Annotated in this window: 13 protein-coding genes; all 13 read right to left on the reverse strand. The window is 29.7% G+C overall.

Annotated features, from left to right (window positions below; translation table 11 throughout):
- Positions 1-10: 10 nt before the first annotated feature.
- The 13 genes from VJY32_RS08150 to VJY32_RS08210 all read right to left on the reverse strand — a co-directional run bounded on the left by VJY32_RS08150 (position 11) and on the right by VJY32_RS08210 (position 19,434).
- Positions 11-1,552 (reverse strand): endo-1,4-beta-xylanase, encoded by a 1,542-nt coding sequence (locus VJY32_RS08150; protein ID WP_353677416.1) that lies wholly within the window; start codon positions 1,550-1,552, stop codon positions 11-13.
- A gap of 40 nt (positions 1,553-1,592) precedes the next feature.
- Complete coding sequence (locus VJY32_RS08155) at positions 1,593-3,137, reverse strand: endo-1,4-beta-xylanase (RefSeq protein ID WP_353677417.1); 1,545 nt, start codon at positions 3,135-3,137, stop codon at positions 1,593-1,595.
- 25 nt (positions 3,138-3,162) lie between these two features.
- Positions 3,163-4,842, reverse strand: a complete 1,680-nt coding sequence (locus tag VJY32_RS08160; protein ID WP_353677418.1) for an endo-1,4-beta-xylanase — start codon at positions 4,840-4,842, stop codon at positions 3,163-3,165.
- A gap of 11 nt (positions 4,843-4,853) precedes the next feature.
- Positions 4,854-6,122, reverse strand: a complete 1,269-nt coding sequence (locus tag VJY32_RS08165; protein WP_353677419.1) for an MFS transporter — start codon at positions 6,120-6,122, stop codon at positions 4,854-4,856.
- Entirely contained in the window at positions 6,115-8,244 is a 2,130-nt protein-coding gene (locus VJY32_RS08170; protein ID WP_353677420.1) for a beta-galactosidase, read from the reverse strand. The genes VJY32_RS08165 and VJY32_RS08170 overlap by 8 nt, the downstream gene beginning before the upstream one ends.
- Before the next feature lie 16 nt (positions 8,245-8,260).
- The gene (locus VJY32_RS08175) at positions 8,261-9,187 is read right to left on the reverse strand and encodes a sugar phosphate isomerase/epimerase family protein (RefSeq protein ID WP_353677421.1); all 927 of its coding nucleotides are present in this window, start codon (positions 9,185-9,187) and stop codon (positions 8,261-8,263) included.
- Positions 9,188-9,207: 20 nt separating this feature from the next.
- The gene (locus VJY32_RS08180) at positions 9,208-10,371 is read right to left on the reverse strand and encodes a Gfo/Idh/MocA family protein (protein ID WP_353677422.1); all 1,164 of its coding nucleotides are present in this window, start codon (positions 10,369-10,371) and stop codon (positions 9,208-9,210) included.
- A 7-nt stretch (positions 10,372-10,378) separates the two neighbouring features.
- Positions 10,379-12,040: a DUF6259 domain-containing protein gene (locus VJY32_RS08185; RefSeq protein ID WP_353677423.1), complete on the reverse strand. Its 1,662-nt coding sequence runs from the start codon at positions 12,038-12,040 to the stop codon at positions 10,379-10,381.
- 14 nt (positions 12,041-12,054) lie between these two features.
- Positions 12,055-12,516, reverse strand: a complete 462-nt coding sequence (locus VJY32_RS08190; RefSeq protein WP_353677424.1) for an ureidoglycolate lyase — start codon at positions 12,514-12,516, stop codon at positions 12,055-12,057.
- 10 nt (positions 12,517-12,526) lie between these two features.
- Positions 12,527-13,960: a GH39 family glycosyl hydrolase gene (locus tag VJY32_RS08195; RefSeq protein ID WP_353677425.1), complete on the reverse strand. Its 1,434-nt coding sequence runs from the start codon at positions 13,958-13,960 to the stop codon at positions 12,527-12,529.
- Positions 13,961-14,826: 866 nt separating this feature from the next.
- Positions 14,827-15,228, reverse strand: coding sequence for a D-ribose pyranase (gene rbsD / locus VJY32_RS08200; RefSeq protein ID WP_353677426.1), 402 nt, complete (start codon positions 15,226-15,228; stop codon positions 14,827-14,829).
- Positions 15,229-15,245: 17 nt separating this feature from the next.
- Positions 15,246-16,160 (reverse strand): ribokinase, encoded by a 915-nt coding sequence (rbsK, locus tag VJY32_RS08205; RefSeq protein ID WP_353677427.1) that lies wholly within the window; start codon positions 16,158-16,160, stop codon positions 15,246-15,248.
- A complete protein-coding gene (locus tag VJY32_RS08210) occupies positions 16,147-19,434 on the reverse strand; it encodes a glycosyl hydrolase (protein WP_353677428.1) in 3,288 nt (1,095 codons plus the stop codon). Before VJY32_RS08210 ends, rbsK begins: the two co-directional genes overlap by 14 nt.
- Positions 19,435-19,462: the final 28 nt, after the last annotated feature.

Raw genomic sequence — 19,462 nt, forward strand, 5'->3', positions numbered from 1 at the left:
AAAGCACCTTTCAGATTAACTGTAATTTTTGCTTTAATTTAATTAACCTATCACAAGCAGATTTTTTTTCACCATTAACAGAACGGAGCAATCCACCATATTTTAAAAAACCATAAGGATCTACAAAATCATACCAGTTAGCAGCTTCTATATATTTTTTTGAATAAGCTATTGAAAAAATAATTTCAAGCCAATTTGCTTGTAACTCTTCATCCCAATGGCGATGCCACTCATAAGGCTGAGTAAACCAATCTAAATCTTCATCACAAAATTCTTGTGTAATTCCCTTAGAGGGAGCTCCAACTTCTGCTAAATGGAGAGGTTTTTTAAATTCTTCATATCTTTCGATAAATTCTACTGTTTCAGTTATTGTTCTATGGACAAAATAAACTTGTACTCCAATTAAATCGAAATCTACATCAGCATCTAACAATTGTTTTGTAAATTGATAAGGAGTTCTCTGAGGATATTTGGCTTCTTTTAAAAACCATTTTTTACGCTGTATATAATCTGCAAATGGGCAACAATTATTAATTAATAATTTAATTTCTGGATTAGTATCTCTTGCAACTTCACAAATAAGTTTTGTTATTTCAATTGTTTGGTTATGATTCAATTCCAATTCATTAGCCCAGTCATGGAGCTCATTAACAACTTCCCATATTTTTATTCTATTTCCATAATGACTTATAACTTCTTTTACATGATTAGTTAAATAATTCTTTAATTCATTGTAAGATTTTTTATAAAGCCAATCTGGGGTAACCCAACCATGAGTCCAAAATAGAGGTCTTCCAACCACAGTAATATTTTTTTCAAGCAGTTTGTCTAAAAGAATATCTCGTTCTTTAAACTGTTTTTTCCCTTCTTCTGGTTCAAAATCCACTATATCACCTTTAAGATAATGGGTAATAGTAGCAAGATTAAATAGTTCAGTAAATCTTTCGAAGAAAAGACTTTCATCCATCTTAAAATATGCACGAGTATCACAACCAAAAAGAAAATTCTTTCTCACACTATTTTTTTCAATCAAATAATTTGCATATTCTATTTCTATTAATTCACTTACTAACAATGAATAGACTAGTGACTTTTGGGAATTCTCAGCGCATTTTAAATCGTCATGTTCAAAAAGACGTGCTTTTTGAAGAAAGTCATTTGCTATTTCTGATAATTTTAATATTTCATTTGATGGATTAAAGCCCATTGATTTTGTTTTTTCAAATCTTTTCTGATTTCTGTAAACTCTTGTTTTTGCCAACTCATAATTTAGGTTAAAAACATGTTCTCCATTTAATGGGAACTCATAAAGTTCACCTTCATTATCGGCGGGTAGATATAAATATCCATAACCCTCTACATTCCAGCGTACAGATATTGAAAACTTCTTCAAGCAATTATCGTTTGAAATAATTATCCCATTATTGTTAACAGAAATATTCGAATAAAAAACATCACCATTTTCATCTATGGTTAAAACAAAATCATTTAAATGTGGTCCTCTCCCTTTTTGTATAAATATTGGTTTGAATCTAACTACTTTTCTTGACATTAAAACCCCACAATTTATTCGTCGATTTTAGATTTCATCATTAATTAATTCCCCATTTTTTTCTTAATAAAAGGATTCTATCAAATGATAATTTTTTTTCACCTTTAGGTGATTTCAAAATTCCACCTCCTTTAATCCATGAAAATGGGTCTACAAAATCATACCAGTTTATGGCTTCTATCCATGATTTACTGTAAGCATACGAGTAAAGGGCTTCTATCCAATCAGCTTGTAATTCTTCATCCCAATGACGGTGCCATGCATATGGTTCATTCGGAATTTCAAGTATACCTGTTTTAACAGATTCCTCAGTAGGTCCTGAGGAAGCTCCTATTTCCGTTATATGAACAGGACGATTAAAATCTTTTAATCTTTCAAGTAAAATTATAATATCAGAAATGTCACGATAAGGGAAATACATCTGTTGACCAGTAATTGTAAAATTGACTCCAGCATCAGCAAGATCTTTCATAAATTGATATGGGGTTCTTTGAGGGTAAGTTGCATCTAATTCTCCCCATTTCTTTAGTTGAACATATTCAGCATATGGACAACAGTTGTTTATTAGTCTATGTATTTGGGGATTAACATACTCAGCAACATCGCAAGCAAATTTTGTGAGTTCAATTATTTGTTCTGGTTTTAACCTCAGTTCATTTGCCCAATCATGAGCTTCGTTAACTATTTCCCAAGCATAAATATCATTACCATAAAAGTTCATTACTTTTTTAGTATGGTCTTCCACATATTTCATTAAGGAATCAAAATCTTTTTTTCTAAGCCAGTCTGGAGTAACTGTTCTATAAAACCAGAAAAGAGGTCTTCCTTCTACCGTTATATTTCTTTTCTTTAATTCATCTAAAACTAATTTTCGAAGATTAAATTGTTTTTTCCCTTCGATAGGTTCAAAATCTTGATATACAGAACTTACAAGGTAATGTGTAATGGTTGCATAATTGAATAATTGAGAAAATAATTCCAAAAACAAGTCAGGATCCATTTGATTAAATCCTCTCGCATCACATCCTATAAAAAAATTATCCCTCTTATTTTTTTTGTTAATATCAAAATTTACCTTATCTAACTCAATTAATTCGCTTGTTTTCATTGCATAGAGTAGGCACTTTTGGGAATAATAACCACATTTATTTTCATCATTAAGACAATTAGTTGCATCCTTAAATAAACTTTCTGATAAATCATTAAACGCCATTACTTCAGTTGAAGGACTCCATCCATCTTTTTTATGTAGAGCAATTCTTTCCCTGTTACGAACTATTCTGCTTTTTGCCAATTCATAATTAAGATTTAATACAACTTCATTTTTATCTTCTGGAAGTGTATAAAATTTTCCACCATTATCAGCTGTAATAAAAAGGTATCCAAAACCTTCTACGTTCCACCTTACGTTAATTCCAAACTTCTCTTTCCCAAAAGTCTCTGAAATAACAACACCTTCTTTTGAAACATTTATATCTGAATAAAAAGCATCCCAGTTTTCATCACTCGCATAAGCCCAATCCAAAAGGTTTGGACCCGAGCCTCTTTGAACAAAAATAGGTTTGAATATTAATTTGCCTTTCATTGTTAATCCTTATAAATGAATAATATTATATTGGTAAATTTTTAAATTTATTTTGTAATCTTTTTAATCTATAAAAAGCTTCTTTCTTATCACCTTTAATATTTCTAAGTAAACCCCCATTTTCCATAAATGAGCCGGGGTCAATAAAGTCAAACCAGTTTATTGCATGTATGTAATTTTTACTGTATAATAAAGTATAAATATCTTCAAGCCAATCTGCTTGAGTTTCTTCGTCCCAGGGACGGTGCCACAAATAAGGTTCTTTAGGAAAGTTTGATTTACCAGTTTTTATAGTTTCATTTGTTGGTCCACCACTTGCACCTATTTCAGAGATATGCATAGGTTTCCCAAGTGTGGAAAGTTTTTCTATAAGCATTATTGTATCCTGCAAATCACGATATGGGAAATAGAGTTGCTGTTCTAATATATCAAAATCAATCCCTTCATCAATTAACTCTTTTGAAAACTTATAAGGTGATCTTTGTTTACATACAGCCTTCTTACCAGAAGAATATTGATTTAACTGAACATATTCAGCAAAAGGACAACAATTATTTATGGTTCTTTTAACTTTAGGAGCAACCGATTTAGCAATATCATTTATCAACCGTGTTAATTCAATAGTTTGCTCATTTGTTAAATTTAATTCATTTGCCCAATCGTGTAATTCATTAACAATTTCCATTGCATACAAATAGTCTCCAAAATATTTCATTGTATCATAAGTTAATTTTTCGGCATACTTTAATAAATTATCATATTTCATATTTCTTAACCACTCAGGCATACAGCAGTCATGAAACCAAAATAATAATCTCCCTTGTACTTTAATACCCCTTTCAATTAACTTTTTAATCAGTACTTCTCTTGTTTGTGTATTAATAATTCCAGGATAGGGTTGATAATCAGACATCATCCCATCATTTTTAGCCACAAATGTGATATTTGCATAATTAAAAAGTTCACTGAAAAGTTCGAGAAAGGTATCCTGATACATTTGATAAAAACTTCTTGCATCACATCCAAAAAAAAATCCTTCTCTATAACCATTTTTGTTAATATCAAATTTGGCTTTTTCTAATTCCATAATTTCGCTTGCCCAAAGAGCATACATTAACGAACGCTGTGAAAATTCCGCACATTTAAATTTGTCATCAATATTTTTGTCTGCCTCTTCAAGGAATTCTTCTGAAAGATTGATAAAAGTAAGAAGCTCTTTTGTTGGCTGCCAATTATCTTTAACAAAATCATTAATTCGTTTTCTATTTCTTACAACGCGACTGTTTGCGAACTCATAATTAAGCAATAAAGTTTTAGTTTTCCCTTTTGGAGGCAATTCATAAAAGTATCCTCCATTATCAGCAGTAATATTCGTAAACCCAAATCCTTCTGCGTTCCAACGTATATTAATTCCAAATTTTTTTTCATCATAAGTATCTAAAACTTTGATTTTATTGTTTTCTATTAGAATATTTGAATAAAAAGCATCCCATTGAGTATCAGTAGTCCATGCCAATGGATAAATATGCGGTCCTCTCCCTTTTTGTACATAAATTAATTCGAATATTAACTCACCTTTTATGATTTTTTTTTCTGTTCTCGATTTAGTTATAATTTCAGGAAAATCTTTAGCATAAATCGAAGGAATTACAGATGTCCCTAAACCTATAATTCCAGCTTTGGATAGAAATTCTCTTCTTTTCATATCAATATAATTTAATTTGATTGTAAATAAATTTTTCTTGGTTCTTTTACATTATATAAATACCATATTGTAACAAAGAAAGATATTGCAGAACTTATTATAAAAATTGTATTAAAACCATAAAGCTGTGCAATCCATCCTGCAATAATATTACTAAAAAGAAAAGGAACAGTGATGACGTTTGTTAGTGCAGCATAAATGGCTCTCTCACTATCAGAACACATTTCTGCTATTATAGTTAGTCTTGATACCTGTATAAGCGAATTAGTAAGAGCAACAAATACAAATACTATATAATATAATGTGACATTCCATGATATTAAAGCTATTAATGATGCCAAGAACGTTGATATACTAGTTAAAATAAGATTAATTTTATGCCCATATTCATCTGCTAAATAACCAAATATAATACTTCCTAAAATCATACTAGACATCATAATCATAGTAAATACACCAGCTGAACTATTAGATAGTGAAAATTTATCGATGGCATCTACAGTAAAGAAAGCAAATGATGTGTAAGCAAGAATCATAAGTGAGTCTGCAATCATAAAATTTCTATAGTTTTTGTTACGACTCAATATTACAGGGAAATATTTTATATATTCTTTATAATTCAATAAAAAAGACGCACTCGGTTTATCTTCAATAATAGAAAATAGAATTGTATAGGAAATCATTGTAATTATAAAAGCTAAAAAAAAGAGTATAGAATAACTATATGGATAAGTGAATGATTCCATAATTAGCTTAACAATATACCCCCCTAAAACCCCAAGAAACCCACCTAAAGAAATACGCCATGCAAATAACTTTCCCCTCAAATTAACAGGGATAATTTTAGAAATTAAATCAAACCAATTAGGTAAATTAAAACCACCTCCTACAGCAGCTAAAAAAAATATTACAAAAAATAGACATACTTTAATCTCGCTTCTCTCAATATTTAATGAGAAAAATGCAAATATTCCTAGGAATAACCAAAATATACGTTGAAAGAACCCAGTTATTAAAAGTAATTTCTTTTTATACATAAATTTACTTGTATAATTTGCTATTAATATTTGAGGCAGATTAAATCCAACTGTCCACACCACAGGAATTAATGCTATAGCAATACTATCACCGCCAAGAGATTTTACAAAAATTGGTAAAACTGTATTTTGTGACACAATCGACATTGCGAATGCAAAGATAGCTCCATCTAATACATTCAATATAAAATTATGTTTTGTTGTTTTATCATTAATTTCTGTTCTGATAATTTTTTCAACCAAGATAAACCTTTACCTCCTTAGGGTTTAATTTAATTTTGAGAATTGTCCCTTCTGATGTATTTATTGTGTTAATCACACTATTATCGAACAATTCACTAAATGTTCTTTCAAAATATTCTTTAAATAATAATTCATCATTGACAATTTCATCACTAAGATTTCTGATAATCAGCATAATTTTACCATCACTATCAACCAAATTATCTACTCTTACCTTCGAATTATTCAATAATTTTGGTTTTGTAAATAAAGCGCAGTATTCTACAAGTGAAGATATCAATTTTGCATTATTTATTATTACATTTCGATAAAGACACATTCCTATATAAGAACCCATCATAATTGCTTTACCTTTACCAAAATTATTTATTATAATTGCGGGTTCCCCATCGTCATAAACTGCAATCACTTCTGCTGTATTTATAAAATATGTTTCTCTTACAAGAAGTCCATTAACAATAAAACCTTTTTCAACTCCTGGCAAATCAATTATAGTTCTTATATTAGTTAATTCAGGTTTTAAAGCAGGATGAACAATTTTTTGTTTAACTCCGAATACTTCTTCAAAGCCATAACCAGGAATAATCTTCTCATGATGTCCATCATCAATATTCCACCCACCAAAATATGCCTCTGAGATAAACACTCCACCATTGAATATCCATTCTTTCAATATTTCACTCATTCTTTTATTAATCACATAAGGAAATGGATAGATAATTATTTTATAATTATTTAGAGTTTGAATAGAAAACTCATTTGGATGAATAAAATCAATGTTGAAGTTATTTTCATATAAAGCTTTATGGAACCCAAGCAATGAATCGGTAGCACTTTTTTCATTTCCAGTAGATGCCCAAGCAAATATCTGATTCTCGGGATTATAAATTAATGCTATATCACTTTTTCTTGGTTTAGCATTTAACAAAAATTCCTGATTTCTCTGCAAATTTTTACCTATTAGCGAAAAGGCTTTAAGCCATGGCGTCGGTTTGCCATCTAAGTAAGTAAGTCCCCATGCTGGTGCTTCTCTCCCTAAAATTTCTGGGCGGTACTGCCAAAATATAAACCCTTTTAAGTTACCTGCTATTCCGCTAAATATAAATCTTTTCACATCATTTTCATCAATATTTTTAGGCATATCCAGTGTATACCCGGGAAGCATGAGCATTTCTGCAGAAATAACTTGTTTATCTTTGGCACACGAACGTAGAATATCAACCATCATTGGGTCATCCATTTGAGTAAAGCCATGTAAATCTCCATATTGTCCTACATTCCAGGGGTCATTGGCAGTTGACGTTATAGGGAAACCCTGAATAAACACATGATGACACATTAATAGATGTTTTCCATTATCTATACTTTTAGTAATCTCAAATCTTTTCTTTATATTTTCTCCAAGTACATGAACAAAAAACATTCTCCAGTCAATTAAATCGTTAAAAGTATTTCTTGTTTTAGGCACTTCAATTTCATCAACGTATCGATAATTTCTATTCCATACTTGGTTTAATTTATGAAGACTTCCATATTTTTGAACAACCCATTTTTTGAATTTTGTTATGCAATGCTCACAGTAGCAAAGCATATCACCTATTCGAGTTGCATCATCAGCATATCCACGTAATTCAGCCATACTATTAGTAATCTCTGGTTCACTGCCCACATTCCATATTTCAAGAGCAGGGTGATCTTTATACCTTTTTACAGTTTCAGCTAAAAATCGAAATTGATGTTCAGTAACTTTTTCATTATTCAAGCAATAACCTAATCCACCAATCTGTCGATGAGGTTGGGTTTGTGGTCCAACTCTAAAACCTGAAAGTGTAATCATAGAAGCATCAGGGTATCTTTTATATATCCATGCTGGCGCAACATCAAAAATCGTATTCAACATTACTCTTAATTTATACTTATGGGCTAAATCCATTAATTGGTCTATATCATCAAAATAAAACTCATTTTCAGCTGGATTATTCCATCGCCATTGAACCCAAAACTTAACTGTGTTAAATCCTAATTCACTCATTTTCTTTAAGTCATTTTCCCAATCATCCTTATAAGGTGATGGAGCTCTATAATATTGGCTCCCAAAAGGGAAATATTTTAACATTTTCATTGACACTCTTCCTTAATTAAATAACATATTGTGATAGGTGTTTTAATCCTAACTTAAGACCGTATTTAATTTTTTCAATATTTCCTTCCCATACCGGATCTTCATGTTCAATAGATAAATACTTATCGTAACCATTTTCTTGTAAAGTTGATATCAAACTTTTCCAATCAATTTTCCCAAGTCCAGGAATTCTGTATCTCCACCATCCTGATTTCCAAGGTATTGGATCAATTTGTTTACCATATATTCCAAATTGATATATTCCTTCATGTAAAATTTCAGTATCCTTAGCATGTGCATGAAAAATTTTAGGAGCAAAATCTTTAACTGCTTTTAAATAATCTATTCCTAGCCATAAAAGATGTGATGGGTCAAAATTTAATCCAAAGTTGTCTGCTTGAATTTCATTAAAGAGTGCCAGCCATAATTCAGGCGAATATGCATAATTGCCAGGTAATCCAAATTTAACCCAATTTTCCATTGGACAATTTTCTATCATAAGGCAAACATTTCTATCTGCTGCATATTTAACTAGTTCATTGAATATTCTCCCTATAGCTTTAATATTTTCTTTTGGAGTTAAATCTGGATTCCCTCCTACAAAAGTTCCTACCAATTTTACATTTAGCATCGATGCCACATCGATGACCTTTCTTAGATGATTATGGAAAAACTCTCTTTGTTTAGTATCAGGATGAAAATTATTATCATAATATGCCATTGCCGAGATTTCGAGATTATTTTTTGCAAATAATTCCTTTACTCTTTCTGCATCATCCTTAGAAAATTTTTCTGCTTCTATTTGACGCGCTTGATAATCGCGGCTTGAATCACTTGGCCATGCAGCTAATTCTAAAGCTTTGAATCCACTTTTTGAAGCAAACCTCACTATTTCTTCAAGTGATAAACTTGGCAAGCATGCAGTTAAAAAACCAATTTTCATATTCTACCTCTCAATTTTATTTAATCTATATTAATCCATTTTTTTTCTTTATTACTTCTTATAATAGCTTCAACAATTTTATTTAAATAAAGTCCATCTTCAAATGTTGCAAAATGTCTATTTGCTTCATTACTAATACCTTTACCTGTTCTAACCAAATCATAAAATTCATTAAATAAGTTTTTAAAACAATCTGGATAACCTTCAGGATGGCCACCTGGATAATGTACATATCTTTTTGCTCCCTTATCAATCAATGATGGGTCTTTAATCAGAATTTCATTTGGTTTATTTCTATATCCTATCCATAATTTATTAGGTTCTTCCTGAGCCCATGCAATTGATTTTTCGCTTCCATTAATTTCAAAGAAGAATTGATTTTTTCTTCCTGCACTAATTTGTGAAACTGTAAATGTCCCATTAATTCCATCTTCCAGTTGAAATATAACAGTTCCACAATCTTCAGTTTCTATTTGAATTTCCTTTACATTTGATAAATGACTAATTTCTTTCTCTTTAAATGTTTCTACTTCTGTTTCAGGTTTATATCTTGTTTTATGTATAGTAAATAGATTAGCAAGTACTTTTTTAATTCTTTTTCCTGTTAGAAATTGGATCAAATCACACCAATGTGAACCAATATCTGCAATTGCTCTTGAATCACCGCTCATTTCTGTTTCTAATCTCCAATTGTAATCTGTTTTATAAAAGAGCCAATCTTGTAGATAATATCCATAAATAAAGTATAATTCACCCAAATCACCTTTATTGATAATACTTTTTAAATGTTGAACAAGTGGATAAAATCGATAATTAAAGTTAACAGCATTAATAGTCCCCTTTTGCTTAACAAGTTCAACTAATTCTTGTGATTGTTCTGAATTAATTGTTAAAGGTTTCTCCGAAATAACATGTTTACCCTGTAGTATAGCAGATTTGTTTATTTCGTAATGCAAATAATTTGGGGTACAATTATGAATTACTTCTACCTCCTTATTATCAATTAAATATTCCCATTTTTCATAAATATTAGGGATATTATATTTTTCAGCTAATTTCTTAGCTCCATTTAAATCATTAGATGCAATTGCAATAATTTCAACTCCTCCTATTCTCATTAACGCTTCTGCATGAGCAGAGCCCATAAATCCAGAACCAATAATTGCAGATTTAATCTTTTTCATAAAAGCCTCATTTTTTTTCTGTGCGTTTAATCATCATTTTTACTTCTGGGATTTCAATTTTTTGTTTATAATCATAAAGACACAAAGCAGGGATTACATTTAATTTTTTATATGCATTTTCCTGAAATTTAAACATTGGATGTGTTGGATGTTTGGTTAAAAGATGTGCTACATACCGGGTATATTTACCGAACAAATATGTTGAAACAGGATGAACAAACCGCCAATTAGTTTTTCCTTCAATACCATGAATTTCTGCAATACTATCAATACCATGAATCTGGGCTAAAGGTAAAACCTCAACATTTAATTCATGAAGACCTTCACCAGCAAATAAAATTCCCGGGAATGTTTCTTGAAGTCTTTTAATATAATTTTTCATACCCAAAATAAAATTTGGCCCTCTTTTAACATTAAAAGCAAGCAAAGTTTGATCTAAAAAAACAGCATCAATCTTAAATTTTGAAATTAGACTTCCGATAATTTTAACCATCAAGTCTCCCCAAGCTTGATAACCAGGATTAATATAGGCAAAAAAAGGTTCGGTTAACCAATCACCATCAATATCTAATGCCCATCCTTGCATTCTATCAAATACATCTATAACTTGATATTTTTTAAATCTCTCATATAAAGGATGTTCGAATGTCATCGCAATAGCATTAGTATGAATCATAATTTTATATCCCAATTGGTGTGCATAATCTACTAGTTTTTTAAAATCTTTTTCACCACCACACTGTTTACTTGGATTATAACTAGGGGCATTCGAATCAATCCCATGCTCTGCAAATCCTGGAAGATAAACTAAAGTATTCTCGGGGTTATAATTTTTTTTCCATTCGTCCAATCTATAAATCATTTGTCTAAATGTGTGCATTGGTTCTTCTCTATCTTTTCGTGCCCCCCACAACTCCAAAATAAATTTAATTTTCTTAGCCCATAAAGGGATTAATTTATTATTCTTCCAAGGAATTAAATTATAAGTTCGCTCCATCCAATTTCTATGAATGTCAACCCCCTTTTTCCAGCTTCCTTCAAAAGCTTCTAAGTACCACTCAAAATAAAACTCTCTTTTATTATCTTTAAAATTTGATTCAAAGCCTATAGTAATTGAAAACTTCTCTTTCTCTTTTTCTACTCTTAATAATTTCAGATTTGGATTAGAATCTTCAATTCTAAAAATTATACCTCCTTCTTTTAACATACCAATTACGAATTGAGCATTCCACCAAAATGGATACTTATAGGATATTGAAGTACCATCGGGCATATTTTTAGAAATTACTTGACCACCTAAAGCAGGAACTAATATCTTATCTAATTCTAAACCGGAAAATTTGCATTCAGTAAGCCAGATAGGGTCTTTAGAATTTATTAAAATAGAAAATTTTATTCTTCTATACTCACCTTGGATTTTAAATTCAACGCTCTGTGAATTAGTTTTATTATAATTTTTAAAAATAATACTATTATTTCTATAGATTATTTTACGACATATTAATATGTCGGGTTGAGAAACAGAATTTAATTTTCTTGTTAAAATAGTAATGTTACTTTTTGCACAAACCTTTGTTCTATTAATCGATAAAAATTCAAGTCCATTTTCTATTTTATTTTTATTATAATGAAGTAAAATTTTTGAATCCTCTGTCGTTATTCTGCACATATTTATTCTCATAATTAAATTATTATTTTAACTGGATTAATTTTTCTATGTTCGACATCTTCATATGGTGTATTGATTTTAAAAATAACAAAGTAAGATAATTTCTCTTTATTTATAGGTAGACAAGCTGCATGCCAAATTCCCTCTTTAATAATGACCGCTTCACCTACATCAATACAAAATGCTTTTAATGATTTTTCATTTTCATCTTCTTTAAATAATGGTATAATAAATGAACCATCAATAGGAATAAGAATTTCTGGCGTCGTCTTATGTCGTTCAACACTGTCAATTATATTTTTACTTTGCTTATACACAGTACAAATGCCTATCTCCGTCTTACCATTAATATAGTAGTTACCAATATTTGACCAAAACTTATAAGAAGACCCTTCAGAAGTCGGTTTATTCTGAGGGAGTGTAATGTGCGTTCCGTATTCTTTGAAATTTTCTTGGTTAATTTTTATTATCTTCATATTGTTTTACCTATTTTTTTATTTCTAATATAATGATACTACCTCCTGTAAGTTTTAATTTATTAATCACAGTAAAATTTTTTTTAATTTTTATAGTAGTAAAATTTTTACTTTCCCCTAATTCATTATAAATTTTTGCTTTACCAGTTAGTTTATATGGTATTTCTATATCAATCTTTTCTATTCTTTTATCAACCTCATCACCTTTAAAATTAATTCTTCTACCTGGTATATGAGTTTGTAACCAAGCAACAATTATTACATCACCATTTTCTCTTTCGAATGAATTAATTCTTGCATCGCTACTTACGGACTTTTTAACTAGAACCTCATTATCAATAGATCTCATTGGTTTTGAAAAGAGTTTATTAATAAAGGAAATTGCATAATAAGCTGGTTTGGGGTTATGGTCAGCCCATGCAACTCCTAAATGTTTATTATTATAAACATCACCTATGACTTCATCAGAAGGTGGTAAATCTTTTACTTCGTACCAGGCAAGCGCTGCTATTTTTTCTGTAGAACGAACTAAAGAAATTCTTTTAATCAAGTCAACTGCTTGATATTCAGGTGTATGCTCATAATTATAATTACATGAATATGAATCCGACACAAAAGAACCCTGTCTAAAAGTACTATAACCCACTTCAGCCATCCATATCGATTGACCATTCCCATATTGTTTTATAATATCAGACACACTTCCTATATAATCAACTATTGACTCAACAGGATTATGGTGCCAAGTCTCATAATAATTATGAATGTTAACTATATCAACATAGGGACTTAAGCCATAATCTTTAAACAAAGTTTTTATCCATTCGGGTCGATAAGCAATTCCTCCTAAAACAACTTTTGCTTGTGGATCTGCTTTTTTAACTGCTTCCGCCCCTACTTTGATAAAGCGAGCAAATTCTTTTGCATCTTGTGTGCTCCAGTAAATTGGAATATCCGGTTCGTTCCACAATTCCCATGTTTTAATCCAACTTTTATAACGACTAACTAAATCAAACATAAACTGGCCGAATTCTTCAAAATCTGTGGGAGGTTTGTTCCAGAAAAATAGGGAATCACTTGGATCGGGAGCTAACCATCTAGGAGTATAACAAATATATGGTATAAAAGTAATCCCATATTCTTCTACCCCTGTTTTAATAAAATCATCCCAGAACAACCAATCATATTTATCCTTTTGGAATTCTATCGCATCCCAGCCAAAAGAAATCCTTAATAAATCGATTCCTGCTCGTTTCAATAATTCAAAATCTTTAATATAAATGTCTCTTGTTGTTGTTTCTTCAGGATAATCTTCGCACAAACCTATCGGCATATGATAATATTTTAAATCTGACTTTTTCGTTAATCTATCATAATTAAGATTTTGTGAATAAACTAAGGATACATACAATAGTAACAAAAGTATTTTTTGAAAAATTTTCATGTTAACCTCTTTTAATTAATAGAAATAAAATTAATAGTCATATTTCTTTTTGAATCAGCTATTTTCTTCATTATAATTTTTACGCAACTTTTTTATTTAATTGTAACTCTTATTACTTTCAAGATTCATATTATCTGCAACTTCTATTCTTTTTTCGCATTCAAGTAATTATTTTTCACTATTTTATAATGTTAAAAAATCTCAGTGAAATTTCCTAGTATAAAATTTCTGAATGATGTTCATATAAATAATTTTAATTATTTCCCTTATTAAACACATATTGCTTTTCTTACGAGACGTAATTTTTCATGAAATAAGTTATAGTTTAAATGCTCTACAAATAGACTATATACTTCTTTAATAGAATCAGCTTTTAGCATTAACAAATGAACCAATTATATTTTTAATCCTAGAATTTATGATACAAATATTAACTTCCTATAATGTTATCATAATATCTTAACTTTTGTAGAACATTGTGCCAATATTCACTATAAAACTTGAAAACACATACAAGTTTCATAGACATAATTATAATCTTGATTCAAAATCTTTATTAATTGTTTACATCCTCTGGTTATGTGTCCAGTGAAGTTGACTCTGTTATATTCTACACAATTTAATATAAGTAACTCAGTAACATTAATAGATTGAACTTTAATAAACAAAAATATTCTCCTTTCTATCTTTAATAGTTGGTTTGCATCAATATTTTCAATATAATCTACAATCTTAGTAAAGATGTTAATAACATAATTTTCTTGTAGTTCCCACATATAATGAACAATTCACAAAACAAAAATCAAAACTTTAAAAATGTATAAACCAAGTGTAAAAAAAGTTTACATATTTCATTTATTATTCGTCTAAGCGAAATCTACACCAGAAACTAGGATTATATTAGAATATGGAGTAGCTTCTCCTGTTCTTACAAATGATACATTACTTTCTTTAATTAATTTTTTAAATTCTTCGTGTTTAACTTTTTTAACATTTATCTCTTTTAACAATTCCATTAGTTTTTGATAATTTTTAGGATTTTCAATCTGAAGTTCTTCTGATATTATAGCATACTCCACAACTAATTCATTTAAGATTGTTTTTACTGTTTCAATAAAACCTGGTAGATTTTTCTTCAATGCTAGATCTACTTTAGGCACACCCTTGGGAATTGGTAATCCACAATCAGTAATCACTAATTTGTCTGAGTGTCCCATTGAGGCAATTATATAAGACAATTCAGCATTAAGGATTCCATTTTTTTTCATAAATACTCCAGAAAAGTTTATAATAAATTTAATACTTCTTCCTTCGTTGGCATTGAAGTCTGCGCTCCATATTTAGTAACAGACACTGCTGCAGTAGCATTTGCAAATTTGATTGCATCATCAAGTGGATATCCTTCACTTAAAGCATAAACCAATCCTGCATTGAAAGCATCACCTGCAGCTGTTGTATCCAATGCTTTTATAGCGTAGGGAGGGAAGTATTTTGCAATTTTTCCGTTGTAAAGGAAAGCCCCTTTTTCTCCCAACGTAACTACAACATTTTTTACGCCTTTAGATATTAAAATATTCGCAGCTTTTTCAATAGAATTACTATTAATTTCCATATTAGTTAAAATTCCTAATTCAGATTCATTGGGTGTAATTATATCTACTAAACTAAGAATTTTTTCAGGTAATACTTTAGCAGGTGCAGGGTTTAACACTGTCATCATGTTATTAATCTTAGATAAAGATAAACATACATCAATAGTTTCTAGTGGTATTTCTAGTTGAGTCAAAAAAATTTTAGCTCCACTGAACAAATTTTGCTTTTTATATATATCTTCTGAAGAGAGATTCATATTAGCCCCTGAAATTACAACAATATAATTCTCTCCAGATTCATCAACCGTAATCATAGCTATTCCTGTAGGATTTTCATTGTCAATTATAATATTTTTAACATTTACTCTATTTGCTTTTAAGTTCATTAACATTTTTTTACCGAAATCGTCATTCCCTACTTTAGAAATAAAAACTACATTCTTACCTAATTTCGCCAAACCAACAGCTTGGTTTGCTCCCTTCCCTCCAGGATATATATGGAACATTTTACCAAAAATTGTTTCCCCAGGTTTTGGAAATTTTTTTACAAAAGACACTAAGTCTGTATTTGTACTCCCAACAACAATAATTTCCTTATTTCTTTTCATACTTATCCTCATTTTTATAATAAAATTCATATATATTGTATGGTTTTATATACGGTTGTCTTAATAAACCCGATTCTTTTTCAACTGCCTCGAGCATATTTATCAAAGTATTAGTAACTTTAATTTTAATTTCGTTATTACCAACTTTGATATAATTTGTAATATCAGCAACATATGGCTTCCATGGTAAAACTTTCACTATTTCTCCATTGACAACTATCTCGGCAATGTCTTCACCAACATCGCATTCTAAAAATAATTTGCAATTAAGATATTTTTCTGGAATATTTACTATTTGTTTATAAACACCTGTTCCGGAATAGAATGGAAACCCTTGCTTAGTCCAGCTTCCAATTTTTAATTTCTTATTAGTATCTTTAATTATATAATAATTTCCTCTTTTCGATAAAGAGAAATCTCCGATAATTTTAATCAGGTCAAGTATACCATCCGTTCTCCTCACCACTTCAAGACAGATTGCAATTAAATTTTGGCCAATTTCAACATATTTACTAATATTTATCTCATTAATTTCTGCATCCAAATTACTGCGAGTACCTCTTTCAAAAATCTCTTTACCATTTATGAATAATCTATAACTCTTACCACTAAAACCATCAATTAGAATTGAAAGATTTTTGGGCATTTGCTCTACTTTAAAATCTGTTCTATAAACCAAATGGACAGGGTAATTTTGTTCGTTTCTTTCCTGTGGTAATTGCAATTCCCATGCCCCGGTTGTAACATTAAGCCAATTTGAATCATCACAATCTTTCGATACAAGTTTAGGAATATCATCACCATTCTCAATCATTTTCATTCTGAATTTATCTAAACAAAGTACATTTTCGTTTTCAATTTCAAATTCGAAATCATTCTTAAATTTTATTATTTCTTTATTCTTTTGGGGTGCAATCGAATACTTGTGAGTTTTATTTCTATCTTTTAATGACACAAAAATATTTTCATCTTCTACATCAGTAAAACCAATAATTTTATATTCATTAAAACTTTCGATTGTCATATTTGAAGTAGTAATATATTTTTGAGGTAGTCCTTTTTTAAGTATTACTATATGTGAATCTGTTCCGTTAAAGTTAAGTGTAAGTTCCAATCTATTATTAATTATTCTATAATTATAAACTGGTTTAATTGAACCATCATTAGCATTCCATAATGAGGGTATTCCAATATTTTCGAAAGTAACTTTTACATTATGTTTGTCTAATCTTGAAGTATTTGTCAGAAAATAAATATCATAATCATTTTGCTTCCTATGGTGATAAAATATATCTCCGTCGCTAATAGTTACATCCGGGGTTATAAATTTTTCAATTGCTTTTTGGAGTAGTTTATAATTTCTTTTCTTATATAATTCTTCTCCAGTAAAAATTATTATATTCTTCTTTCTACTTATAATACAGGTCTTACTTTGCTTTATATAATTTTCATACATTACATTAGGGTCAATGCCGAATACTCTTTTAATCAATTTACCATAATTATTATCTTTACTTTCAACTACTCCAAGAGGAATTAAAGAGCTTGATATTAATTTTCCTCCAGAGGACAAAAATTTTTTAATCGAATTAAGAGTTTCTTTTTTAACATGAGTGATTGGTGGCAAAATTAATAATGAGTATTCTTCTTCATTAATGATTATTTTACCATTTTTAATAATTGCGTCGTTTAAAATATCTTCATCAACATAATCGAAGTCATAATGAAGTCTTAACAGTGCATCGGTTAAAAAATTAAATTCATTCTGAATTGTATTAAAAATATCATTAGTTCCACTTGGTGTATAATTAGTCCAAGCACTTGTTATTGGATAAAGCATTAATATTTTTGCAACATGCTTACCATCAGTTAATGCATAACCAATTCTTTTTATATAATCTGTAAAATAATTATAGTATTTCCACCATGTATGATGATAAAATTGTGATGGAGGCCAATCTCGTTTTCTTTCCCCTTCAATAGAATAGTGATAACCATGATTATTAAATATGTTCACTCCTAATACATATTCCCAGTTTGCAATCCATTTCATTCTTTCCAAAGTGCAGTCCCAATAAGTTCCTCCCATCGATTCACAAAGAACTCTTTTACTTCCGTAATGATGGGCTGCCGAAGAAGCTATTTTTAAAGCCACATGCTGATCGGGATTATCTTTCGTTCCAATAATTGGATAAAGATGGTCTACCCCAATGATATTAAAATGTTTGAGATGTTTAAAAATATTCCCTTCGCATCGAGCATGCATCCACAACCATTCTTCCCCTAATAGATGACCAGTAAATAAAAGATTATTTTTTTCACACCAATTGCGTATTTGTTTATAATAAGATTCAGAGTATTGTTCTGTTAATGTATTCCAGAAATCATATCTTATCTTAGGTGTTATATCCCCCATGTTCATAAATAATGCAGGTAAATATGGTTTTAAATCATATCCATTTCTTTCACGAAATATTTTAAACATTTGAGAAGTCCATGGGATTATATAATTAGTCATTCCAACATGATAATAGTGCATAGCAGGCTCGTCAGTATAGAAACCAGGGATTACAGAACCAAAATAATTACCGACAACATTTTTATATTTTTCGTGTGTTTCTTCTAAAAACCTTTTTGTAGATTCAGGATTTAATGCATCAATATAGTAGTCAATTTCTTTTTCAAGAAAGTAAAGCAATTTCCACTTTCCTTCCGGTGCTTCCCAAGGGATAACTGCATCAAAGGATAAATTTGGGGTAAGATCAATAATATTTCTTATTTCAGTGTTATATTCTTCTTCAGTGCATGCATAAGCAACTATAGGTTTCGAATTGCCTGTATTAACATATCTATCATCAGTGGCTTCGAGAAAGGTAAACAATGGACCATTAACAGGAAGTATGCATAGTTCCAGATATTTTTGTTTCAAATGCGGATATTTTTGTGGCACTTTTTTATTAGCTGTACCACTAGGCCAATTCATTTCATCATAAATCCATAAATCCATACCTATTTCTTTAGCTTTTTCAGCAGCATATTTTGCTTTTTCTAACCATACATCTGATAAATAACCAATTTTTTCTCCAAACCTCCCATGTAAGAATATACCTTTGATTCCTTTATTATAATACTCTTTCATCTGCCATTCCATTTCTTTTTCGTCCATATTACCATTCCAGAACCAAAAAGGAAGTAAACTAAATTCTATTGAAGGACTTTTAAATTTTTCTTCTGTGAGTTTTTCTCCTGTAATCAAAATTTTATCAAATGCCATATTATACCTTAGTTTGTTTACAAATATT

The sequence above is a fragment of the Rosettibacter primus genome (assembly GCF_036860675.1).
Classification (GTDB): domain Bacteria; phylum Bacteroidota; class Ignavibacteria; order Ignavibacteriales; family Melioribacteraceae; genus Rosettibacter; species Rosettibacter primus.